Consider the following 21,389-nt stretch of genomic DNA (forward strand, 5'->3'; position numbering starts at 1 on the left):
TTTGCTCCTACCGGCCGGAAACCTGCGCTGCCAGCAACGCAATGCCTTCCCCAAAACTGCGCGGATTGTAGCCCAGTTCAGTGCGGGCCTTGTCGATGATGAAGCCGGTGCGGGGTGGGCGGCGGGCAGTTTGCGTAAACGTAGCCGCCGTGGCTTCGGTGATCAGCGACTTGTCGAGGCCAAAATAATCGGCCGTCTGAATGGCCATTTCGTGGGGTGTCAGCACTTCTTTACCCGAAATATTGAAGATGCCCGTTGCCTGTTTCCGGGCGATCAGCGCACAACCGGTGGCGAGGTCTTCGGCCAGTGTTGGGCTCCGAAACTGGTCGGTAACTACCTTGATCGTCTTACCGTCTTCGAGCGATTTTTTCACCCACAGAATGATGTTGCTCCGGCTCATGTCGTGGGCGATACCATACACGAGTACCGTGCGGGCAATGGCCCACCGAAGTCCCGAGTTGATCACCACTTTTTCGGCCGCGTATTTGCTCCATCCGTAGAAACTGATCGGATTTCCCTCGGCTTCTTCGGTGTAAGGGCCAGCCGTTCCGTCGAAAATAAAGTCGGTAGATACGTGGCAGAGGAACGCGTCAACAGCGCGACAGGCCTCCACGATGTACTCCACAGCCGTTACGTTCTGAGCCCAGCAGGCATCTTTATCGAGCTCGCACTTGTCGACATCAGTCATGGCTGCGCCGTGGATGACTGCGTCGGGACGTACCTGCGTGATCACGTCGAGTACCTGTTGGCGGTCGGTGATGTTCATGGCCAGGTACGTATACCCTTCGGCTGCGGGCAAACGGTTTGCGCCCCTGGCAGTGGCAACCAACTCAACGTCAGTCTGATTGGCCAGCAAACCAACCAGTTTCTGCCCTAATAGTCCGTTGGCACCCGTAATAAGAATTTTCATAGTGAATAGAATTGTAAAGACAGAAAAGCTTCCAGCTTTACGATTTGTATAGGTAGCCGTACTTTTTCGTAATTTTCTTTTTCTTCACCCACTCCCCTTTCATCTTCATTTTAATGTCGGTCAGGGGGCGATCTTTCGCGTTGCGCGGTTGTTTGGCGATACTGTCGATCACGGCCAGCCCGTCAATAACCTGCCCAAAAACGGTGTAGTTGCCATCCAGATGTGGCGTGCCGCCGATGGTTTTATATACCTGTTTCTGCTCGTCGGTGAACGTACGGCTCGACCCACGGGCACGAGCTCGATCGATCTGTTTTTGCAAGTCGTCATCATTCCAGGTTTTTCCCTGAACGATATAAAACTGTACGGCGCTCGATGCCTTGTCAGGCCGATCGTCGCGGGCGGCACCAAGGGCACCGCGTTTGTGAAATAGATTGGGCACCAGTTCGGCGGGCACCAGGTATCCAATGTCGCCATTGCCCAGTGCCTGCCCGGCCACCGCCGTGCGCGAATCGGGGTCGCCCCCCTGAATCATGAATTTCTCGATGATTCGGTGAAACAGCAGCCCATCGTAGTACGAACTGTCGACGAGGCGGATGAAATTAGCTTTGTGTTTCGGCGTTTCGTCGTGCAGAATAAAGCGCATCGCTCCGAAACCAGTCGTGAGCGTGACGAGGTAATCTTTCTTCTTTCGCGGTTCGGCGTTCCGATTTTGTGCCAGACTAAACAGCGGCAACAGCATGGCAAGTAGCAGGGTTTTTCTCACAGGTTTACCCGGTTGGTGAAGGCATCTTTCAATCGCTGGTCATGGGTAACTACAATCAGACTGGCACCAATCTGCTGCGATTGTTCACGCAGAAGGGCAATCACCCGGCTGGCATTTTCATCGTCGAGGCTGGAGGTGGGTTCATCGGCCAGAATAACGGCGGGCTGGTTCATCATGGCACGGGCAATGCTTACGCGCTGCTGCTCGCCCTGACTCATCTGGCTGGTTTTCTTTCCCATATGCTCCTGGAAACCCAGTTGAGCGGCTAACTCGCGGGCGCGATCTTTTGCCTGCGCCTTATTGGCTAAATAGTTAGCCAGCAGCAGGTTATCTATTACCGACAACGAACTGACGAAGTGGGGTTTCTGATAGACGATGCCCACATTGGCCGCCCGGAACGCCGCCGTTTGGGCAGGCGAAAGCGTAGTCAGGTCCGTATCGTTGATAACCACCGAACCAGACTCTGGTTTGAGCAGCAGGGCCAACAGATGTAAAAACGTAGTTTTGCCGGTACCTGACTGACCAAGAATCAACAGCGCGTCGCTGTCTGGACAGTGAACATCAGGAAACGTAAAGGACTTGGTAGGCGAATACGAAAAAGTCAGTTGCTGGGTCGTGAGCATGGAAAGCCGTCAGGTACGTTCCGCAAAAGTAGAGACAGGGACGTGAACCTCAACAGGCAACCGAGCGAAAAATGGATAAAGCCAAATCGAGGCACTCATTGAGTGCCTCGATTTGGCTACTTACTAACCAGCAGGTTGTCGGCTCAACCAACAGTTTACCAATCAGTCACCCAGGGCCATCTATAGTAGACATCACTGACGGGTATCAACTTATTCTACTTTGGCCCGTACTTAGCCATGTGTTCGGGCATCTGCTCGTAGAACACTTCGTGGTTATAGCGGGCATCCAGTGCTTTAAATCGGGCAATGCTCTCAGGGGCAAACGGGTTGGCTCCTTCGTTGTGCAGGTCGGCACCGAGTTGGGCCAGTTCTTCCAGATAATGCGCAAAATCCTGCGAACCGGGGTACATGTCGATGAAGCTGGCGGGCTGGTCGTGGCTATTCCAGAAGGTATGAATTACCCCTCGCGGCCGGAAATGGTACCCTCCCTTTGGTACTTCGCGAATGGCATCGCCCTCCAGCACCGTGATGATGCCTTCCGTGACGTACATAATCTCGTCGAGTTCATAATGAACATGAGGCGGCGGTCCCATTTGCCTGGGAGTCAGGTACGTTTCGACGCACGAAAACTGACCGTAGGTCTGCGCATGTTGAAGTTTCACCCCAACGGCCATACCCAGTACGTTGAGCATAGGCGCGTTGTGGGCATTCTGTCCGGGCGCGGTATAGGCCACGGCGAATTGTGGAGGAAGGGTGTTAGGAGTAGTCATGAAAATAGTGGTTCCGATTTGGGCTAAACACGTTTTTTAGAAAAGATGCACGGCAATCCACTTAGCGAAGCTTTGCCACCACGCTGAATGACCGTTGGCTGCGAGCACAAACGCGATAAAGCCGATACCTACGAAAACCGCCATCGGAAAAGGCGATCGCTTTTGCCGGATGTCTACGATCAGCCAGACGAGGCCGGTACCGGTGGTCAGTGCCACGATGATGGGAATAGCAACCGGAACTGGTAACGCGGCCGCCACAACCAGGAGCCGCCCCAGGCCGGGGCCGAGCATCATTAGGCCCGTACTGGCCAGGAAACGCAAATGGTACGACGTGTTTTTCCGGTAGATCATACCCAGGCTAAACAGGGTTCCCAGAAAGAACAGATCGGGGATACCGTTGGTCAACCCGGCGAGGGTATCGGCTTCACTTATCACCCGGATGTTGCGGTAGTAGCCCGCCCGCGCCACCAGAAAGAGCGACAGCATCACCAGCGGCATGATCACGTAGCCCAATTTACCCACCTGCCGGTGCAGGCTGTACTGTTTGGCCCGGATCAGGAAGGGTTGTACGATGAGCAGAAGAATCCAGAGCAGGGCCACAAACCCGTGGAAATGATGGGCCGACGTAAACCCCTCGAACCGGGGAAACTTGACCAGGTACGTGGGGTAGAAGCCCAGAAACGTGATAACCAATAGCCCAATAAAAAAATACCCGATGCGGTTGTGCAGTACTTTTTCCATGCTGATTACGGACTGATTTTCAGAAGTTGCCAATGGGGTATCAGTTGGCTGGGGTATAAAACGCAGCCCCAACGTGCACGATCTTCCACTTCCCGCCCATCTTTTCCAGATAGCGCGTTTCGTGGGCATACTGTTTCTGGCCGTCCGGAGCCGTCACGGTCTGGTTGTACTGCGCAAAAGCGGCGTCGCCCTTCACCCGAATAACGTAGTCGGTATTCTGAAACGTCTCGCCGGTGGGTTTGCCCATACTGGCAATCAACGTTTTCGACGAGGTAGGCATATCCTGTTTGGTATTCTGGCTATGAACGATCGTATGTTTCTCGTCGGCCAGTACGACCAGGGTGCTGGCTTCAGGTACGTTGGCCCAGCAGTCGGCAAAGGCAGCGGCATCGCGGGCAGCCCAGGCTTTGGTCTCGCGCTCAACCACGGCTTTGATCTGAGCTACCTCATCGGCTTTTTGGGCAAAGGCCGTTTGGGGAAATGGCAGCACCGCAATGGCGGCCAATACAAGGGGAAGAAACAGGGTTTTCATGGGTATGGCGATTATATTTAGATGATCAATCAATTGGTTGTCAATACACTATGCTCCGATTCAACGGCCGGTTTGTGAAACCGGCCATTCAGCAACTGTCGGGCGGGTACTTCAACGAAGCGGTAGGTGAGCGAAGCAACCAGCAGCGTGAGGCCAATGAAGGCCAGACACATCAGCCAGCCCGTCAGCATATCGGGTTTTGTGGGCGGGCCAGGCACTGCGGGTTGGCCCAACGTTTGGTAGGCCATGATGCTACCGATAACAAACAGCAACGGCTGATGCACCAGGTAGATAGAAAATGACCAGTCGCCCAGGCGTTGCAGGGGTTTTGCCCCAAACAGGGCGTTTGTTCGCTGACTGCCATAGGCGGCAGACAACAGCAGCAGGGGCAAAAAACTCACCGTAAACACATCGGGAATAGCAAGGTGCATACAGCTACCGAGCCCCAGCGTAAGCCCGATCAGCGTATAGCCATTGGCCAGCCACGCTTTGCCCCAGTTTTCGCGGTAGCCCAGGTACATCATCATGCCCAGCACAAAGCCAAACAGGCAGCGCAGGAAACCATACTGATACGCCACATTGATTGAATTGTCGGTGGGGTCGTACTTGAAAAACGGAAGCGACGCCGGGTACGTGACAAACGGCAGTATATAGACCGTGATGCCCGCATAGCCCAGAAAACAGCCAATCACGACGGCTACCCGACCTACCGAACGAAGCTTCATGAACGGCCGAACCAGAAATGGGAACAGCATATACATCCACCACTCCGTTGATATGGACCAGGCAGCATGATCCCACGAAAACCAGTGGTGCAGATTCATCGATTGCAGCAGCAACAGGTTTGTGACAAATGAGAACAGCGAGTTTTCAGTTTGAATGATCGGGTTTTGCGGAATACCCATCCAGCCCGATACGCTGAAGATCAGCAAGACGGCGCACAGCATTGCCAGATGTAATGGATAAACCCGGGCGAAGCGCGCTATCGTAAACCGCTTAAAATCAACCATCTGTACGCGATCACTGAACCACTGGCCGTATACATGGCACATGACAAAGCCACTCAGGATAAAGAAAAAGTCAACCATCAGGTACATTCTGCTAATCAGGCGGGTATCATTAAATCGGAGCAGCATGCCGCCGCCATTACCCAGCATCAGGTCGACGTGGAAGATGACCGTTAGCAGGGCTGCAATGCCCCGCAGGGGGGTGAGGTTGCTCAGGTACGTTTTCATAAAGCAGTGGGCGTTGGTAGATCGTATGTGCTTCTGGCCTCAAACGTAGGCGGCGGTTGAGGGATGCACAACGGAAATTGAGCGAAGCAGGCTACCTATTGAGTCAGTGGCTATTTCTGACCCGTGAGTGAGGAAACGGTAATCGGTAAGGTTCCCTCAACAGAATGGTCGCTTACGCAGTCAGACCGACCGCTGGCCCAACTTACCTTGCCAACATCCATTGTCTTTCAGTAAGTTGCCTTAAAATCAATGGATAGATGAGTCGGCTATTACAGCGTTGTTTAGTCATCGGCCTGCTCTGGCTGAACAGTTTACTGGCCTGGGGACAGCCTGCCTCTGTACAGCCGGGCAACGTACCTGCGCCGCCCCCGGTGATGCTCGACGGAACACCCCCTCTCACCCGCCCCATCGACATGACCCCGTACCTACGCTGTTATGCAGATACAACTGGCCTCTCCCTGCCATTCGCCGTTATTCAGCAACAGCCATTCCTTCCTTTCACCCGAAAACCACTCGACAAGGTTACCCCATCACCAACGTCGAAAATTGTGCTTTGGCTTATGTTTCGGGTGCAGAACAGCAGTGCAACACGGGCCGCCGATGTACTGCTTAATGTAGGTCGGCAGGGACAGATAGACGCTTATAGCGAACAGGGCAGGCATCTTCAGCAGACAGGTACGTATTTTTTCGCCTACAATACCCAGCAGTGGCAACCAATCCGGGTACACGTGGCCCCACAACAAACCGCCACTTACTTCATCAAAATCACCAATCTGGTGCGCGTGGTAGACCCCATCACGGTCACGCTCCATACCAGGGAGAGCCTGCAACTCTGGTTTGCAGCCAATTCGCACGTGATCCGCTGGCTATTTCTGGGGTTGGCACTGGTGTCGGGAGGGCTGTTTGTGATGAGCTTCTTCACCTTCGCCCAGTACTGCTTCAACCGGGATCGGGTGTTTCTGTATTACGCTATTTTCTGCTTTTCAACCTTTTTCCTGATCCTCTGGAACCTGAATTACCGGATGGGGCTGGCCTTGCCTTTACCGCTACCCATGCGTAGTACCAACCAGTTGTTCACGTTTATTATCGCCTTCTTTTACCTGCTGTTTATCAGCCACCTGATCGAACTTCCCACCCACTTTCCCCGCACATGGGCCGTGCTTAGGTGGTTTCTGGTCGTGTTTGTCTTGCAGGGATGCCTGGGGCTGTATGAATACTGGTACGGGTTGATTTTTCGGCAAAACTGGTATTACCTGCGTCAGGAAGGCACCTTCCTGATAGCGGGCATTATTCTGTTTATCAGTCTGCTGCGTAGCAAAAGCCCGGTACGGGGCTACCTCATCAGTGGCATAGTCAGCTTATGGGTTGTCTCGTATTTTCACATGTTTATGGACATCCGGTTCCGGCTCGAGGGAGGTGACCCGGCCCTACAGATTTTTGCCAACTATGTTCCTTTTTTCTTTAGCCTCGGTGCACTGGTCGAGTGTTTCTTTTTCCTGCTGGCGCTGGCCTACCGGAACCGGCTGGTTGAACTGGAGCGAAACCAGATTCAGAATCAGTATACCAACCAGCTTGAAACGCAACTGGGCATACGTACCCAGGAAATTGAATTAAAAAATAAACTGCTCGAAGCGCAACGCATCAAACAGCTCAAAACCGATTTCGATCAACGGATCGCCGATAGTGAAATGACGGCACTGCGCGCGCAGATGAATCCACATTTTATTTTCAACTGCCTGAATTCCATTAAGTTATATACACTCCAGAACGATACCGACAAGGCATCTGACTACCTCACCAAGTTTGCCCGCCTCATCAGGCTGGTGCTCGAAAACTCCCGGTCTGAGCTGGTGCCGCTCCATAACGAACTGGATGCCCTTCAACTCTACATCGACCTGGAAGCCATGCGGTTCAAAGCCAAGGTCAACATTCGCATTCTGGTCGACCCTACCATAGACCGGCAGTTTATTCACATTCCCCCCCTACTGTTGCAACCTTATGTAGAGAATGCAATCTGGCATGGGCTAATGCACAAACCCGAAGGGGGGAACGTAACCATAAACGTTACCCAGCCCACCGATCAGTGTCTGCACATCGACATTACCGACGATGGCATTGGTCGCCTGCGGGCGGCTGAACTAAAAAGCAAGTCGGCCGGCCACAATAAATCATTCGGAATGCAGGTCACCGCCGACCGGATTCGCATGATCAATCAACTATACCACACCCACACAAAGGCACAGGTGCTCGATTTAATCGCCCTGAATGGCGACCCCCTGGGTACAAAAGTCATTTTGGAAATACCCATTTAACCCACACTCAGCTCCATGCTCCGCACAGTCATCATCGATGATGAACCCGATAACGTTCAGTTATTGGCGCTTCAACTAACCCGGCATTGTCCACAGCTTGAGCTTGTGGGTCAATTCACCGATAGCCCGTCGGCACTGCCCGCCTTGCGAACGCTTCGCCCTGATCTGGTATTTCTTGATATTGAAATGCCCATGCTCAACGGGTTCCAGTTGCTCGAACAACTCGGTGAGTTTGCATTTCAGGTTGTTTTTGTGACGGCCTACAATCAGTATGCCGTTCGGGCCTTTCGATTTGCCGCCCTGGATTACCTGCTCAAGCCAGTCGATACGATTGATCTGGTCAACACCGTGCGCCGGGCTGAACAGGCCAGCCTGACAACCACTCTGACCGGATCCACTCAGTTAGAGCTGCTTCGGGCGTGGTATCCGCAGCAGCACCTGCCGGGTAACGTACCTGCCGCCCTACCAACCAAGATGGCCCTGCCCCACGCTAACGGCCTTACGTTTGTTGCCACCAGCCAGGTTCTGTACGCCGAGTCAGACAGTAACTATACCAATTTTGTGCTGACGACCGGCGAGAAGTACCTGGTGTCAAAAACACTGGGCGATGTACAGGAGATGCTCGAAAGTCGGAATTTTTTGCGCGTTCATCGGCAGTATGTCGTGAATCTCGACCACATAAAACGGCTTGTAAAAGGCGAAGGAACGTACCTGGTCCTGACGAACGGGACCAGCATACCAGTTTCCCGTCAGCAGAAAGACCGACTCATGGAACGGTTTGGCTGGGTATGATCGCTGAGCTGTAGTTGGATCGTGTATCGCTTTAACTGGTGACCTACCTTTACGGTAAAATTCATTGTTAATTGATCCCCATTCATTGAAACGCATCGCCCTTTTCGCTTCCGGTTCAGGCAGTAACGCCGAAGAGATTACCCGTTATTTTTCTACGCAGTCGGATGTGCAGATCGTGCTCATTCTGACGAATAACCCACAGGCAGGCGTCATCGAGCGGTCGAGACGGGGCTTTGGTTGCGGTCAGCACGTACCTGTGGTGGTGTTCGATCGGCCCGCCTTCCGCGAAAGCGACCGTGTTGTTGAGCTACTGAAGGCCCAGCAGATCGACCTGATTGTGCTGGCGGGTTTCATGTGGCTGGTGCCGGCAACGCTGGTGCAGTCATTCCCCGGCCGAATCATCAACATTCACCCTGCGCTGCTACCCAGATTTGGCGGCAAGGGTATGTTTGGCCATCACGTGCACGAAGCCGTAGTGGCGGCGGGTGAAACAGAATCGGGCATCACCATCCATTTCGTTAATGAGCACTACGACGAAGGACAGATTATCTTTCAGGCCAGTTGCCCCGTTTCACCAACCGATACGCCCAACGAGGTGGCCGCTAAAGTGCATGCGTTGGAGTACGCCCACTACCCGCGTGTGATCGGCGAAGTGCTGGCAACTTTACCCGGGTAGTAATCGTTTCCAACGTACCTACCCCGAAATGGCTCCTGACCCTATGCGCCGCCGTTCTACTTCCGTTTACATCCTCACGATCCTGCCTTTCCTGCTAATAGGCTGTTTCCGTCCCGCGATTCCCATCTCGACGGGGCCGCATTATCCGGTTGAGCTATTCTACGCGGATCAGCGGCCGGGTCGGCCTTACGACGAACTCAAATTTCTGTCTATCAGCGACGAAGTACCTCTTCAGGCCAATCAACGGGTAAACAAAGGCCGTATGCTGGCGCGTGGCAACACCATGCTCGACAAAGACGCGCTGATGGGCAAGCTGACCCTGCAGGCAAAACGCCTCGGTGCCGATGCCCTTGTCAACGTTCGGTATCAATACTTTACCACCGCTACCACCAACGGGTATTCGATGGAAGGGCTGGCCGTGAAGTATAAGGAAGAACGGGAAGGAAATTAGTTCCTGGTTGATTGGTTATTGCTGACGCCTGGCCCTTCGATAGGCATCAGCAATAACCAATCAACCAGGAACTAATTCCTCACAAACGCAGCGATCGTATCGGCAACGGCGGGCACGATGGTGAGTTTCGGGTCGCTGTAGGTAGCGATGTTTGCCATACGTTCGGCGGGGGCTTCTTTCAGGATGTGGTTCATCGTGTCGAAAAAGACTAGTTTGGCGTCGGGTCGGGCAGCTTTCAGGCGGTCGGCTTCGGCCACCTCAACCTGCACATCGCGCTTTCCCTGCACAATCAGGACCGGTCCTTTAAACGACTTTATGACCTGAGCCGGGTCGTATTTCATCCACGAAATAAGGTATGGCTGAACGGTAGGCGCGAAGAACGAAGCCAGGATTTTGGGCGGTTGCTGCACAGCGTAACCCGCCTTTAGTGAATCCAGATCACGCGTGGCGGCCGCCAGTGTTTCGCCCTGTACGCCACCGTTGCCGAACTGCACTTTTATGATATCGGCGATATTTTGTCCGGCTCCGGCAATGGAAATAAACCGCGTCGCCTTCGCCTGTGCAGCCGCCAGCATTCCCACCAATGATCCTTCGCTATGCCCCGCTACCGTAACCGACGAGAATCGCCTGTCGGCCTGAAGCTGTCGGATAAACCCCACCGCATCATCGACGCCATAGTTGAAATTTGGCTCTGTTTTATTGAAGCGAAGCGCGTAGAGCATTGAGTTGGTGCCGGTTCCGCGCTTGTCGTAGCGCAATACCGCCACACCCCGTTTGGTCAGACTATCGGCCAGTTGCCTGAACGAATTCATCTGCTGATAGCCGGGCAAACTGCTGTTGCCATTCCGGTCGGTAGGGCCCGATCCGGCAATGAGCACTACCGCCGGTACGGGTTTGGTCAAGTCCGCAGGCAGGGTCAGGGTTCCCTCCAGTGCCAGGCTGACGCCCGCCGGTTGTGTGATAACGTACCTGAGCGTTTCTTCGGTCTGCGCCTGTACCGACGTACCCACCAGCAGCAGTAACAACATGGCCAACCCCTGCTTAAAGAGGCGATACGAATACACGTAAGGTACACCGGCTAGTACGGAAATCACCACAACTGTCAGCACCGTTTTGGCCAGAGGCGGGATGAACAAGCTGATCACAAAAGCACCCAGCCCGCCGATCACCCAAAGCTTACCAGCCAGCCGATGGGTTTTACGCCAGTTCTCTTCGTTGGCCAGTGCCCAGGGCGTTTTGATGCCGACAAAATAGTTTTGCGGCACCGTCAGCATCACGTTTCCCATCGCCGCCAGCAGCAGAAATACCGCCGACAAGATCAGGTCAGACACGATTGGGCCTGTTTTTCCGGTCTGCATAATGAACAGAATCACGCAGGCCAGCCCCGTCAGAAACAGGGTAATGGTGAACCGGATACGAGCGTAACTAACCGATTTCAGGCGTTTTTTCGGGTCAACAGATGGCAGCACCCGCATCAAGCCATAGTTGAACGCCGAGAGCAAAAGCAGGCCAATGGCAAACGCCTCTTTAGACGAATAGTCATTCGGTTGCCCGTCGGCCCCAAAATGAGTGGGCACACGGGCGGGCAAATCAGACCAGATCAGCCCTAAATAAAACAAGGGAATGGCGGTGATCCCCAACAATATCAATTCAGTGGTACGCGATGACTTTTCCATGAAAAGGAATAAACTGGTATAAACTAAACTGTCTTTTTCGTGTCACTCGGAGCAGAATCGTCCGCAACCGGTGGCGACGTATTGAGCACCGACGAGCCGGTGAAACCCATCAGCCAGGCTAGTAATTCGTCCAATACGGTCGTGTTTAGCGTATACGTGATGAACTGCCCCTTCCTGGTCGATTCGACCAGGCCCGCCTGTCTCAGCAGATCAAGGTGATGCGAAATACTGGGTTTCGTCATGTCGAACTGCTCCGCGATTTCGCCAGCCGTGAGGTCGCCTTTACGGAGCATATCCAGCATTTGCCGACGGGTCGGATCATTCAGAGCCTTGAACAGCGTATTCATTTGACAAGTGATTAAATAGTTAGACAAATGTCTAATTACAAGGATATATAATCTTAACAATTAGACAAACGGCTAAATACCGGGATGAGCGGTATCTCACTCCAACCCCTTCCTAACGGGGAGGAGTTGGGGTGGGGTCTTACCTGGTTGTATCGCGCCTTAACCGGCTACGGCTGGTATCTCTGGGTATTGGCCCAGGCACCATACGCGAGCGGTAGCGCGGGCTGGGCATGGGTGTCGCATTGCCGCGCCCCTTCCGAACAGGCATCTGTTCGATCGTGCGGGCTGTAGTCGACGGCTTCTTGACCATCGACGAATCCTGCGACAGAGCTGGTTGCGTCACCAGCAGAAACATGGTGAGCGGAATAACAGTGAAAGCGTTCATAACCCAATGAGTTAGCGACAGCAGGAAACGTTGCAACGCTAAACGGGGAAATCAGAAAAGTTTACCGCAGCACCAGCCCCGCAAGCAAGGCAACGTACCCAACCACGCCTTCTTCCAGTTCGTGAAGATAAATGAACTCGTCGGCCGTGTGCGAACGCTCCGAATGACCGGGCCCACACTTGAGCGAAGGCATCGGCAACAGAGCCTGATCCGACAAGGTGGGCGATCCGTACATGCTGCGACCCAACGCCAGCCCCGCCTGCACCAGCGGATGATCGACCGCAATCCCCGACGACCGTAACCGCACCGAACGCGGCACCACGTCGGCCTGCACGTTGGCCCGAATAATGGCCAGCACCTCTTCCAGGGTATACTGCTCGGTCACCCGCACGTCGACGGTAAACGTACAGGTATCCGGCACCACATTATGCTGCGTACCCGCCTGAATGATCGTAACCGACTGTTTGACAGGGCCGAGCAAAGAAGAAACCTTCGGATACTGATAGGTCTGAAACCACTGTAGATCAGGCATGGCTTTGGTGATGGCGTTCTCACCTTCGTCGCGGGCGGCGTGGCCGGCCCGACCGTGAACGGTGCAATCCAGCACCATCAGGCCCTTTTCGGCAATGGCGAGTTGCATCTGTGTTGGCTCGCCAACAAGCGCTACGTCGATTGGTGGCAGGTGGGGCAGCAACTGCTCGATACCGCCGCGCCCCGAAATTTCCTCTTCGGCGCTGGCGGCCATTACCAGATTGTAGGCCAGATCGGTGCGGTCATAAAAATGCACGAACGTACCCAGCAGGCTCACCAGGCAACCGCCCGCGTCATTACTGCCCAAACCATATAGCTTCCCCTCCTCGACGGTCGGCGCAAATGGGTCACGGGTATACGAGGCGTTGGGTTTCACCGTATCATGGTGCGAATTCAGCAGCAGCGTAGGCTTTTGAGGGTCGAAATGGCGGTTCTGTGCCCACACATTATGCCCCACCCGCTGGCTGGCAATCCCATGCTGGCTCAGATACGTCGCGATCAAATCAGCCGTCGGGCCCTCTTCCCGACTCAACGATGGCGTAGCAATCAGCGATTTGAGCAGGGCAATAGCCCCGTCGACGAGCGTTTCAGGTACAGCAGTGATCATGACGGCAAAGAAACGGCCTTTTTTCTCAACGGCGTCCTGATTGAGGTGCAAAGAAAAAGGTCGCCCGAACACCACGTTCGAGCGACCTTCACAAAGGATGATTGTCTAGTGTTCTGCTTGCCGACTATCCCCGTTCGTCCGATAGGTATTTCCGCAGCATCCACGCCATTTTTTCGTGTGCTTCCATCAAACCGGTCAGAAAATCGGCTGTACCGGCGTCTTCGAGTTCCTCGTCCGTCGTTTTCACATCGTCGCGCAGTTCACGGATGATTTGTTCGTGATCCACCAACAGGCGCTTGAACATTTCCTGCGTATGAATATGCCCGTCATGGTCTTCTTTCAGGCTAGACTCTTTCAGGAAGTCCTTCATCGTGGCAATTGGCCGGCCACCCAGTTGCCGGATACGCTCGGCCACCTGGTCAATTTCTTCTTCCAGTGCCGTGTACTGCTCCTCGAAAAACTCGTGGTACTCTTTGAAACTTGGCCCGCTCACATCCCAATGGAACTTGCGGGTTTTAATGTATAGTACGTGTAGATCAGCCAGAAACGCGTTGAGTAACTCGTTGTCTTTCTTCAGTACGTCTTGTTCAAGGCCTATGTTGGGTTGCATAATCGTATTTGAGAGGTTCGAAATAGAAAATAAAATAGATACATTCCCGAAGAAGTGTCTACCTACCTAACCAATAACGCGCCGGTTTGTTAAGACCGGTGGCTCACTTGCCCGCCGCCCCTGACCCGTGCGTTTACAAGTCAATCACGTACCTTGCGCCTTCAACCCACACTCGTCTGTATGCTTACCCATACCCCGCCTGCTACGACCGAATTCATCCGAGTTTCCTCTGAAGTTGGTACGCTCCGGCGCCTGCTGATCCATAGTCCCGACCGGGGATTAGGCAAGGTTGTTCCATCGAAAGCGCAGGACTGGCTCTTTGAAGACATCGTGAACCTCGACATGATGCGGCGCGATGAATATGACTTCTACGTTAAACTGCTCCTGTATTTCCTCGACCCCGACAAGATCAAAGGCCGTGTGGCCGACCTGGCACCCGGCACTGATCGGGGCTTTTTTAAACCCGGCCACCCGGATTATTTTTCGTCAGAAAAAGTAATTGATATCCAGTGCCTGCTCTCTGATATTCTGGCCGATGAAGTCATCCGCACTAAACTGATCGCGGCTATCTGCGGCATTGAACGTACCTCGTTCAAAACCCAGCAAAAATTAGCTGGCGTAGAACCGTCGGAACTTGCCAAGATCCTCATATCCGGCTCGTTGCCCGACCGAAGCATGCTCTTTGCCCCTCTGCCGAACTTCATCTTCACCCGCGACATCGGAATCATCATCAATGACCATATCCTGCTAAATAAACCCGCCAAGCAGGCACGTACCCGCGAGGCATTGCTGGCACAGTATATCTTTTTCAATCACCCGCTTTTTGCCGATTATCAGGACAAGATCATCGAGATTCCTGACAATGAGCATGCCTTCCTCCTCCCCGACTCCGACACGGCCCGCGACCTGAGCCGGTCGACCCTCGAAGGTGGCGACGTGATGATGATCGGGCCCCGGCACCTGCTCGTTGGGTGCAGCGAACGCACCACGCTCTACGCGGCTCAACAGGTAATGCGGCTCGTTTTCGAGAAAGACGTTGTCGATACCGTGACGATTGTCAAGATCCCTAAAAAGCGCGATTACATGCATATCGACACGGTTTTTACGCAGGTGAAACGCAACGTATGGGTGTTGCTGGGTACGTTGGCCCGCACCGGCGATGAGGCGAAGAAGCGGGATGTGATGCACTTTTTCGCCCCGAAAGATTTATCGGAAGACCTCAAGATTCTCCAGTTCAAAAAAGGGCACGAACACAAGCCGGTAAAGATCGAAAACCTCGAAGATCTGCTGTCCAGTATTAGCACGAACGACCTCGGTGCTACCGAACCAATTCAGTTCATTTATTCCGGTAATAACGAATTTCCGTTCGGAGCCCGCGAGCAATGGACGGATTCATGCAACCTGCTGGCGTTGAAAGATGGCGTCGTGGTTGGCTATGACCGGAATGATTATACGGCCGAAGCCTTCCGGCAGGCCGGTTTCGATGTGGTGACCGCCGCCGACGTACTCGACCGGTTTGAGCGGGGTGAATCGTCGCCCGACATGATCGAAAATACGTTCATCATGTTGCCATCGGCCGAATTAAGCCGCGCCCGTGGCGGTAGTCACTGCATGAGCCTGCCGCTTTTTCGGGAAAAAATATAGTTTTTATACACAAAAGGGCGTTGCCGATGAATCGGCAACGCCCTTTTGTGTATGCTTCATCTTGTAGCGGATGGCTATTTTTCGCCGATGGTCCGCTCGCGGCGAAGTACTTCGTCAATGAGGCCATATTCTTTGGCTTCTTCGGCCCGCAACCACTTGTCGCGATCCGAATCTTTCTCGATCTCCTCGAACGTTTTACCCGAGTGATCGGCCAGAATCTGGTACAACTCTTCGCGCAGTTTCACAATCTCCCGCGCCGTGATTTCGATATCAACCGACTGACCCTGAGCACCACCCGATGGCTGGTGAATCATTACCCGTGCGTGTGGCAACGCCGAACGCTTACCAGCGGCACCACCAGCCAGCAATACAGCACCCATTGAAGCCGCCAGGCTAGTACATACCGTAGCTACATCGGGCCGGACGTACTGCATGGTATCATAAATACCTAAACCGGCATACACTGAGCCACCGGGGCTGTTGATGTACATCAGAATATCTTTCCGTGGATCAGCCGATTCCAGGAATAGCAACTGGGCCACAATGATGTTGGCGATGTTGTCATCAACCCCCATTCCCATGAAAATGATCCGGTCGGCCATCAGACGTGAAAATACGTCGACCTCCCGGAAATTCATTGGCCGCTCTTCAATAACCGACCGTGTCATGTTCTCGACATAGTGGTTGTTCACGGTGTGCTTAACATACCCGTCGACCGTCAGACCATTGAGGCCCATGTGGTGGACGGCAAACTTGCGAAATTCGTCTCCGTAATGCATGTGTGTGATTAAAGGAAGTCTAACGTTAAAGGTCTAAAGGTCAAAGACACCTTGCCTGATGCAATGGAGCATTGACCATTTGGACATTGACCGTTAAACAGATTTAAAAATGTAACGAACGAGTCAGATGGTAAGTTTCAAAACTTATCCGGCACAAAGTTGCGTTGTAGACACAAGAATCCCTGTCGTTTTTTCTTGAGATTTCCTCGCTATTCCTTGTCATGAAGCATCCAAGCGCCTCTCAACCCACTCCCGAACGCATTCGGCTTGCCCGTTTGCAGCGGGGCCTGTCACAGGAAAACATGGCTGACCTGCTCGGCTTATCAACAACCGCCTACGGCGACATCGAACGCGGCAAAACAGAACTAACAATCAGTCGGTTAGGTCAGATCGCCGACGTGCTGGACAGCACCATCGTTGACCTGATCACCGACGTACCTGCAGCCATTGAACCTACTGTGATTGCCCCCAATGAACTGGAGAAACTACGTAACACCGTGGAGCGACAGCAACTTGAACTGGATAAACTTCGGCTGGAAGTCGATTACCACAAACGCCGCTACGACGAACGGATCGCCCTTGAATTAGCCTGGGCAATTGGTCAGAAGCAGGAACGCCCCAAGATCGGATTTTAGGCATACCTGTCAAAGACACCTTTATCCTACCACACAATAGCTAAAAAGGCACTGCGACTCATCGCAGTGCCTTTTTAGCTATAAAATCCAGTTCACTCGATCAGGCTTACTAACGCTGAGCACGCTCACGGAACTCGTCGAGCGATACGGTCTGATCAACGATGGTCAGTTGCGATTTGATGTAGTCGATTACTTTATCGTCAAACACGCGGTTGAATGTCTGGGTGTAGTTTTGTCCCTGATTCTTCTCGTCCATCAGGTAGTTTTTGGCAATCTTGTCGATGGTTTCATCCATCTCGCCGCCGTCGCTACCGGCAAAACCGAACTGCTCACGAACCATCTGCCGGGTTGCTTCCATCACTTCCTCAAACGATACGTTAAGCTCGTTCTTTTCAGCAATCCGGTTTTTGATCAACTGCAATTTAGCCGACTTGGTAAAGTCAGGATATTGCTCTTCGATCTGCTCGGCGGTGAATTTGCCTTCGTTCATGTCAAGCAACCACTTCTTCAAAAACTCATCGGGCAGGCTGATCAGGATATTGTCGAGCAGTGCTTTCTCAACATCATTGCGCAACAGCGTTTCCGACTCGCGACCGTAGTTCTGACCAATAATCTCCTTCACTTTCGTGCGGAACGTCTCTTCGTCGGATACGGCACCTACGCCCAGCACTTTATCAAAAAACTCCTGGTTGAGGTCGGCCGGGGCGTGGCGGGTTACATCTTCAATCGTGAACGAGAATTCACCTGTCAGATTACCGGCGTCTTCTTTTTTAGCACCGGTTGCCAGTGCCCGTTCTTTTTCGTCGGGGAAGGCCGCTTCCATCGCAAAGGTGAAAGTTTCGTCTTTTTTCTTACCCAGGAACGTACCCAGCGCGTCGGGGGCTACTTTAGCGAGTGGCAACGCCGTTTTGGTAACGAAGGGCTCTGCGCCTTCCGGGGCATCCAGTTGCTTCAGTTCACCAAACAGCGTATCACCTTCACCGGCTTCTTCGGCATGTTGATGCGAGTGGAATTGTGTGCGGAGGTTTTCGATCGTCTCGTTGACTTCTTTGTCACCCGCTTCAATTTCGTAGCGGTTCACCGAGCCCAGCGAAGCCAGGTCAACCTCGAAATCAGACGCAAGACCCAGTTCGTAGCTGAATTTAAACTCATCCTGCGAATCCCAGTCGATGGCATCAGCTTCTTCACGATTCGGCATGGGGTCGCCCACTACCTGCAATTTGTTTTCGCGAATGTAGTTGGTCACGCTCTTGCTCAACAGGCCATTCACCTCTTCAACCAGAATGCCCTTGCCGTACATTTTCTGCACCAGCGATGCCGGTACGTGGCCAGGACGGAAGCCTTTCAGCGATACTTGCTTGCCATACTGCTTCAGTTTCTTATCAACTTCCGCTTTATAATCTTCTGGTTTGAGCGTAATAATCAGCGACGCATTGGTGTCACTGGCTTTTTCGAGGGCTATATCCACTAGTTCGATTCGGTTTAAAATGATAAAGAGCGAAAGAGGCAAAAAGGCAAAGAGTGATCATAACTGGGTCGCTCTTTCACTCTTTTTCTCTTTCACTCTTCCTTTACTTGTACGGGCGGAGGGACTCGAACCCCCATGCCTTGCGGCACCAGATCCTAAGTCTGGCACGTCTACCAATTTCGCCACGCCCGCAGGTAGACCAATCGACCTCAATACGACAATCGATTTGGGACTGCAAAAGTACGAAGAACTTTGAGGCAGTCAAATATATCGTTGGTTTTTTTACAGAATCTGCGTCAGGCGCTTCCGCGCCCGTCGATAACGTTCGCCAATTACCTGACCCACTCACAACGCAGCCTCCTACTTTAGCCAAATCATGGACTCGTTGTACTCGAATCATTTACAGCGAAATTTCGCCAGCGTATTATCTTTTTATGATCAAAGCTGCCGGATATTTTGTTTTTAACATGTACATTGAGGTTGAGTCCAACGAACAGTACACTTGAGACGTAACGACACCAACGATATGACTGCAGCCCCAGATCCTGTCATCGACCTAAACCTGGAACGGCAGGAGATTTTGAAACGATACCGCCGACTGCTTCGGTCAGCAAAACCGTATCTGAAAGAAAACGATGCCAAGTTGATCAAGAAGGCCTTCAATACCTCGGCTGAAGCGCATAAAGACATGCGCCGCCGGTCGGGAGAGCCTTACATATACCACCCGATTGCCGTTGCCCAGATCGCCGTTGAAGAGATCGGACTGGGAACGACATCCATCGTAGCCGCTTTATTACACGACGTTGTTGAAGATACCGACACAACGATTGCCGATATTGAACGGGGATTTGGCCAGAAAGTAGCCCGCATCATTGATGGCCTGACCAAAATCTCGGGCATTTTCGAATACGGAACCTCGCAACAGGCCGAGAACTTTCGGAAGATGCTGCTGACGCTTTCCGATGATGTACGGGTGATTTTGATCAAGCTAGCCGACCGCCTGCACAACATGCGCACGCTGGACTCGATGCCCCGCGACAAGCAGTTGAAAATTGCCTCGGAAACGATCTACATCTACGCACCGCTGGCGCACCGGCTGGGTTTGAACGCCATCAAGTCGGAACTGGAAGACCTGTATCTGAAATATGTTGAGCCGGAAGCCTATAAAGACACCGCCAAGAAGCTCCGCGAGACCAAAACCTCGCGTGACCGCTTTATCAACATGTTCATCAAACCCATCGAAGACGACCTTATTGCGTCGGGTTACCCGTATGTGATCAAGGGGCGGCCCAAATCGATCTATTCCATCTGGAACAAGTTGAATAAATCGAAAAAACCGTTTGAGGAAATCTACGATCTGTTTGCCGTCCGAATCATTCTGGACGTACCTGTCGAGCAGGAAAAAGCGGCCTGCTGGCGGGCTTATTCAATCGTTACAGACCATTATAAACCCAACCCCGACCGGCTGAAAGACTGGATCAGCACGCCCCGCGCCAATGGCTACGAGTCGCTGCATACGACCGTTATGAGCAAGCTCGGGCAGTGGGTGGAGGTGCAGATCAGGACCGAGCGGATGAACGAGATTGCCGAAAAAGGATACGCCGCTCACTGGAAATATAAAGGCAACGACACCCGCACCGGCGCGGGCATCGACTCGTGGATTGGCCAGGTACGTGAAATGCTGGAAACAGCCGAGAAGGGCGACAAAACCGGTGCGATCGAGTTTCTGGACGATTTCAGGAGCAACCTTTATAGCGAAGAAGTCTTCGTTTTTACGCCTAAAGGTGAGCTGAAAGTGCTGCAACGTGGAGCTACGGCGCTCGATTTTGCGTTCGATATTCACACGCAGATTGGGGCACGGTGCATGGCGGCCAAGGTCAACAATGTACTGGTTCCGCTCAGTCACGTGTTGCAAAACGGCGATCAGGTCGAGGTCATCACGTCGAACAAACAAAAGCCTAAGGAAGACTGGCTTCGGTTTGTAGTGACGTCGAAAGCCAAAACCAAGATCAAAGACCTGATCAAGGAGGAGAACAAGCGGTACATTACAGACGGTAAAGATCTGATTACCAAGCGCCTGAAAATCATGCGTATGGAAATGACCAACGAGCTGGTCAATCAGATACGCGCTTATTTCGGCTCGAAAACGACCAGCGATTTTTACTACCGCGTTGGCAAAGGCCATATCGAAGTAAAAGAATTGACCAAGTTCAAGGCCGACAAGGAAGCCAAAGAGAACCGCGCCAACAAAGTGAACACCGACGGGGCACAGGACGGCAAGGCGATAACCCGAGAACTCAAGAAAATTCACGGCGAACGCACCGACAGCGACACGCTCCTCATCGGCGAGGACATGGACAAGATCGACTATACGTTGTCGAAATGTTGCAATCCGATTGCGGGTGATGATGTCTTTGGCTTTGTCACGGTGATGGATGGCATTAAAATTCACCGGGTGAGTTGCCCAAACGCCGTTGAGTTGATGTCGAACCACGGCAACCGGATCATCAAGGCCAAGTGGACGTCGCAGAAAGAACTGGCTTTCCTGGCGGGCCTGCGCATTACCGGCACCGACCGCATGGGTCTTGTCAACGACGTTACCCGTGTGATCAGTAACGAGTTGAACATCAACATGCGCTCGGTGACGATCGACTCCAAAGATGGCATCTTTGAGGGGAATATCAGGCTGTATGTGCATGACACCAGCCACCTCGATGTGTTGATGCGCAAGCTTGAACGCGTCGACGGCGTATTCGATGTGGTGCGATTTGACTGAAATCAGTTCAACGTTTAAAGTCTAATGTCTAAAGTTCAATGTCTACTGTCTAAAGTTGCTCTGCTACACCTACTCAAGTGTGATGTAGCAGAGCAACTTTAGACAGTAGACATTGAACTTTAGACA

The 21,389-nt window shown here is 52.9% G+C and carries 21 protein-coding genes and 1 tRNA gene; 7 read left to right on the forward strand and 15 right to left on the reverse strand.

The window, feature by feature from the left end; genetic code table 11:
* Positions 1–7: 7 nt before the first annotated feature.
* From ACFE8Q_RS06815 to ACFE8Q_RS06845, 7 genes are all read right to left on the reverse strand, one after another.
* Complete coding sequence (locus ACFE8Q_RS06815) at positions 8–910, reverse strand: SDR family oxidoreductase (protein WP_375444621.1); 903 nt, start codon at positions 908–910, stop codon at positions 8–10.
* Between the two features lie 37 nt (positions 911–947).
* Positions 948–1,673, reverse strand: coding sequence for a peptidylprolyl isomerase (locus ACFE8Q_RS06820; RefSeq protein ID WP_375444622.1), 726 nt, complete (start codon positions 1,671–1,673; stop codon positions 948–950).
* Complete coding sequence (locus tag ACFE8Q_RS06825) at positions 1,670–2,296, reverse strand: ATP-binding cassette domain-containing protein (protein WP_375444623.1); 627 nt, start codon at positions 2,294–2,296, stop codon at positions 1,670–1,672. The genes ACFE8Q_RS06820 and ACFE8Q_RS06825 overlap by 4 nt, the downstream gene beginning before the upstream one ends.
* 215 nt (positions 2,297–2,511) lie before the next feature.
* Positions 2,512–3,066, reverse strand: a complete 555-nt coding sequence (locus tag ACFE8Q_RS06830; protein ID WP_375444624.1) for a cupin domain-containing protein — start codon at positions 3,064–3,066, stop codon at positions 2,512–2,514.
* 36 nt (positions 3,067–3,102) lie between these two features.
* Positions 3,103–3,807 (reverse strand): hypothetical protein, encoded by a 705-nt coding sequence (locus ACFE8Q_RS06835; protein WP_375444625.1) that lies wholly within the window; start codon positions 3,805–3,807, stop codon positions 3,103–3,105.
* 40 nt (positions 3,808–3,847) lie between these two features.
* Positions 3,848–4,339 (reverse strand): DUF4440 domain-containing protein, encoded by a 492-nt coding sequence (locus ACFE8Q_RS06840; protein WP_375444626.1) that lies wholly within the window; start codon positions 4,337–4,339, stop codon positions 3,848–3,850.
* Positions 4,340–4,368: 29 nt separating this feature from the next.
* Positions 4,369–5,574 carry an acyltransferase family protein gene (locus ACFE8Q_RS06845; RefSeq protein ID WP_375444627.1) on the reverse strand — a complete coding sequence of 402 codons (1,206 nt, stop codon included), beginning with the start codon at positions 5,572–5,574 and terminating at the stop codon, positions 4,369–4,371.
* A 257-nt stretch (positions 5,575–5,831) separates the two neighbouring features.
* Here ACFE8Q_RS06845 and ACFE8Q_RS06850 point away from each other — a divergent pair, with 257 nt between their 5' ends.
* The 4 genes from ACFE8Q_RS06850 (at position 5,832) to ACFE8Q_RS06865 (ending at position 9,805) form a co-directional block, all read left to right on the forward strand.
* Entirely contained in the window at positions 5,832–7,886 is a 2,055-nt protein-coding gene (locus tag ACFE8Q_RS06850) for a histidine kinase (protein ID WP_375444628.1), read from the forward strand.
* A gap of 15 nt (positions 7,887–7,901) precedes the next feature.
* Entirely contained in the window at positions 7,902–8,678 is a 777-nt protein-coding gene (locus ACFE8Q_RS06855) for a LytR/AlgR family response regulator transcription factor (protein WP_375444629.1), read from the forward strand.
* 85 nt (positions 8,679–8,763) lie between these two features.
* Complete coding sequence (locus ACFE8Q_RS06860; RefSeq protein ID WP_375444630.1) at positions 8,764–9,354, forward strand: phosphoribosylglycinamide formyltransferase; 591 nt, start codon at positions 8,764–8,766, stop codon at positions 9,352–9,354.
* Positions 9,355–9,382: 28 nt separating this feature from the next.
* Complete coding sequence (locus tag ACFE8Q_RS06865) at positions 9,383–9,805, forward strand: hypothetical protein (RefSeq protein ID WP_375444631.1); 423 nt, start codon at positions 9,383–9,385, stop codon at positions 9,803–9,805.
* Positions 9,806–9,876: 71 nt separating this feature from the next.
* Here the strand turns inward: ACFE8Q_RS06865 and ACFE8Q_RS06870 are convergent, their stop codons facing one another.
* The 5 genes from ACFE8Q_RS06870 to ACFE8Q_RS06890 all read right to left on the reverse strand — a co-directional run bounded on the left by ACFE8Q_RS06870 (position 9,877) and on the right by ACFE8Q_RS06890 (position 13,961).
* The gene (locus tag ACFE8Q_RS06870; RefSeq protein ID WP_375444632.1) at positions 9,877–11,481 is read right to left on the reverse strand and encodes an alpha/beta fold hydrolase; all 1,605 of its coding nucleotides are present in this window, start codon (positions 11,479–11,481) and stop codon (positions 9,877–9,879) included.
* A 23-nt stretch (positions 11,482–11,504) separates the two neighbouring features.
* Positions 11,505–11,828 (reverse strand): autorepressor SdpR family transcription factor, encoded by a 324-nt coding sequence (locus tag ACFE8Q_RS06875; protein ID WP_375444633.1) that lies wholly within the window; start codon positions 11,826–11,828, stop codon positions 11,505–11,507.
* Positions 11,829–11,967: 139 nt separating this feature from the next.
* Positions 11,968–12,213: a hypothetical protein gene (locus ACFE8Q_RS06880; RefSeq protein ID WP_375444634.1), complete on the reverse strand. Its 246-nt coding sequence runs from the start codon at positions 12,211–12,213 to the stop codon at positions 11,968–11,970.
* A gap of 61 nt (positions 12,214–12,274) precedes the next feature.
* Positions 12,275–13,351: a M20 family metallo-hydrolase gene (locus ACFE8Q_RS06885; protein ID WP_375445143.1), complete on the reverse strand. Its 1,077-nt coding sequence runs from the start codon at positions 13,349–13,351 to the stop codon at positions 12,275–12,277.
* 124 nt (positions 13,352–13,475) lie between these two features.
* Entirely contained in the window at positions 13,476–13,961 is a 486-nt protein-coding gene (locus ACFE8Q_RS06890) for a Dps family protein (protein WP_375444635.1), read from the reverse strand.
* A 180-nt stretch (positions 13,962–14,141) separates the two neighbouring features.
* Here ACFE8Q_RS06890 and ACFE8Q_RS06895 point away from each other — a divergent pair, with 180 nt between their 5' ends.
* The gene (locus ACFE8Q_RS06895) at positions 14,142–15,605 is read left to right on the forward strand and encodes an arginine deiminase family protein (protein WP_375444636.1); all 1,464 of its coding nucleotides are present in this window, start codon (positions 14,142–14,144) and stop codon (positions 15,603–15,605) included.
* Between the two features lie 74 nt (positions 15,606–15,679).
* Here ACFE8Q_RS06895 and ACFE8Q_RS06900 read toward each other — a convergent pair whose 3' ends face one another.
* Positions 15,680–16,384 carry a ClpP family protease gene (locus tag ACFE8Q_RS06900; protein ID WP_375444637.1) on the reverse strand — a complete coding sequence of 235 codons (705 nt, stop codon included), beginning with the start codon at positions 16,382–16,384 and terminating at the stop codon, positions 15,680–15,682.
* A gap of 221 nt (positions 16,385–16,605) precedes the next feature.
* Here ACFE8Q_RS06900 and ACFE8Q_RS06905 point away from each other — a divergent pair, with 221 nt between their 5' ends.
* A complete protein-coding gene (locus ACFE8Q_RS06905; RefSeq protein WP_375444638.1) occupies positions 16,606–17,019 on the forward strand; it encodes a helix-turn-helix domain-containing protein in 414 nt (137 codons plus the stop codon).
* 109 nt (positions 17,020–17,128) lie between these two features.
* Here ACFE8Q_RS06905 and tig read toward each other — a convergent pair whose 3' ends face one another.
* The gene (gene tig, locus ACFE8Q_RS06910) at positions 17,129–18,487 is read right to left on the reverse strand and encodes a trigger factor (protein ID WP_375445144.1); all 1,359 of its coding nucleotides are present in this window, start codon (positions 18,485–18,487) and stop codon (positions 17,129–17,131) included.
* Positions 18,488–18,597: 110 nt separating this feature from the next.
* Positions 18,598–18,679, reverse strand: a tRNA-Leu gene (locus ACFE8Q_RS06915).
* A 334-nt stretch (positions 18,680–19,013) separates the two neighbouring features.
* On the opposite strand from ACFE8Q_RS06915, the gene ACFE8Q_RS06920 reads away from it, so the two are divergent.
* A complete protein-coding gene (locus tag ACFE8Q_RS06920; RefSeq protein ID WP_375444639.1) occupies positions 19,014–21,263 on the forward strand; it encodes a RelA/SpoT family protein in 2,250 nt (749 codons plus the stop codon).
* Positions 21,264–21,389 lie beyond the last annotated feature (126 nt).

The sequence above is a fragment of the uncultured Fibrella sp. genome, from assembly GCF_964250085.1.
In the GTDB taxonomy this organism is placed as follows: Bacteria; Bacteroidota; Bacteroidia; order Cytophagales; family Spirosomataceae; genus Fibrella.

Coding starts and splice junctions, on each gene's coding strand:
- ACFE8Q_RS06815 (WP_375444621.1), bottom strand. CDS start 910: ATGAAAATTCTTATTACGGGTGCCAACGGACTATTAGGGCAGAAACTG.
- ACFE8Q_RS06825 (WP_375444623.1), bottom strand. CDS start 2,296: ATGCTCACGACCCAGCAACTGACTTTTTCGTATTCGCCTACCAAGTCC.
- ACFE8Q_RS06830 (WP_375444624.1), bottom strand. CDS start 3,066: ATGACTACTCCTAACACCCTTCCTCCACAATTCGCCGTGGCCTATACC.
- ACFE8Q_RS06835 (WP_375444625.1), bottom strand. CDS start 3,807: ATGGAAAAAGTACTGCACAACCGCATCGGGTATTTTTTTATTGGGCTA.
- ACFE8Q_RS06840 (WP_375444626.1), bottom strand. CDS start 4,339: ATGAAAACCCTGTTTCTTCCCCTTGTATTGGCCGCCATTGCGGTGCTG.
- ACFE8Q_RS06845 (WP_375444627.1), bottom strand. CDS start 5,574: ATGAAAACGTACCTGAGCAACCTCACCCCCCTGCGGGGCATTGCAGCC.
- ACFE8Q_RS06850 (WP_375444628.1), top strand. CDS start 5,832: ATGAGTCGGCTATTACAGCGTTGTTTAGTCATCGGCCTGCTCTGGCTG.
- ACFE8Q_RS06855 (WP_375444629.1), top strand. CDS start 7,902: ATGCTCCGCACAGTCATCATCGATGATGAACCCGATAACGTTCAGTTA.
- ACFE8Q_RS06865 (WP_375444631.1), top strand. CDS start 9,383: ATGGCTCCTGACCCTATGCGCCGCCGTTCTACTTCCGTTTACATCCTC.
- ACFE8Q_RS06870 (WP_375444632.1), bottom strand. CDS start 11,481: ATGGAAAAGTCATCGCGTACCACTGAATTGATATTGTTGGGGATCACC.
- ACFE8Q_RS06875 (WP_375444633.1), bottom strand. CDS start 11,828: ATGAATACGCTGTTCAAGGCTCTGAATGATCCGACCCGTCGGCAAATG.
- ACFE8Q_RS06880 (WP_375444634.1), bottom strand. CDS start 12,213: ATGAACGCTTTCACTGTTATTCCGCTCACCATGTTTCTGCTGGTGACG.
- ACFE8Q_RS06885 (WP_375445143.1), bottom strand. CDS start 13,351: ATGATCACTGCTGTACCTGAAACGCTCGTCGACGGGGCTATTGCCCTG.
- ACFE8Q_RS06890 (WP_375444635.1), bottom strand. CDS start 13,961: ATGCAACCCAACATAGGCCTTGAACAAGACGTACTGAAGAAAGACAAC.
- ACFE8Q_RS06895 (WP_375444636.1), top strand. CDS start 14,142: ATGCTTACCCATACCCCGCCTGCTACGACCGAATTCATCCGAGTTTCC.
- ACFE8Q_RS06900 (WP_375444637.1), bottom strand. CDS start 16,384: ATGCATTACGGAGACGAATTTCGCAAGTTTGCCGTCCACCACATGGGC.
- ACFE8Q_RS06905 (WP_375444638.1), top strand. CDS start 16,606: ATGAAGCATCCAAGCGCCTCTCAACCCACTCCCGAACGCATTCGGCTT.
- ACFE8Q_RS06920 (WP_375444639.1), top strand. CDS start 19,014: ATGACTGCAGCCCCAGATCCTGTCATCGACCTAAACCTGGAACGGCAG.